Source organism: Aeromonas sp. MdU4 (assembly GCF_041929505.1).
Lineage (GTDB): Bacteria > Pseudomonadota > Gammaproteobacteria > Enterobacterales > Aeromonadaceae > Aeromonas.
In genome coordinates this window covers 1-689 of the sequence record NZ_JBHFMW010000075.1, presented here as the reverse complement: position 1 = coordinate 689, position 689 = coordinate 1, and the positions used below count along the sequence as shown (strand labels likewise).

The 689-nt window shown below is 57.9% G+C and carries 1 protein-coding gene and 1 riboswitch; the gene reads left to right on the top strand.

The genetic code is table 11. The annotated features are described in order from the left end of the window. Positions 1–61, top strand: a riboswitch (cyclic di-GMP riboswitch). This riboswitch is flagged as partial in the annotation. A 98-nt stretch (positions 62–159) separates the two neighbouring features. Beyond that, positions 160–689: chitinase N-terminal domain-containing protein (locus tag ACE1BR_RS23275; RefSeq protein ID WP_374874461.1), on the top strand; the 530-nt coding region annotated here is incomplete at its 3' end.

Below are 689 nucleotides of genomic sequence, written 5' to 3'. Positions count from 1 at the left end.
GTCGGGACGCAAAGCTTCCGATCTAAGGGGGATGTTGACCTAGGATAGCGGGGCCACCACAGCGTTATACGGGCTGCCTTCGCCAAGAGGTGGCCGTTTTGGTGTTAGCTGTCGTGTTGCGTCGCCCTTTCGTTTCGCCATAACGAAAAGGAAAGCAATATGCTAAGTCCAAAACCGGCGTTGCTGGCCATGGTGGTCAGTAGCCTGTTCACGTCATCGGCTGCCTATGCTGCAGCACCCGGCAAGCCCGCCATCGCCTGGGGTCCGACCAAGTTCGCCATTGTCGAAGTGGATCCCGCGGCAACCTCCTACAACAAGCTGGTCAAGATAAAGGATGGTGCCGATGTCTCCGTCAGCTGGAACATCTGGAGCGGCGATATCGGCCAGAGTGCCAAGGTGCTGCTGGATGGCAAGGAGGTGTGGTCTGGTCCCTCTTCGGCTACGGGCTCCGCGACGTTCAAAGTCCACAAGGGCGGCCGTTATCAGATGCAGGTGGCCCTCTGCAATGCCGATGGCTGTACCCTCTCCGACAAGAAGGAGATAGTGGTCGCCGATACCGATGGCAGCCACCTCGCGCCCCTCAAGCCAGTCTTGCAAGAGAACAACAAGCCTTACGCCAACAAATCCGGCAAGGTGGTTGGCACCTACTATGTGGAGTGGGGTGTTTACGGTCGCAAGTTTACCGTGGA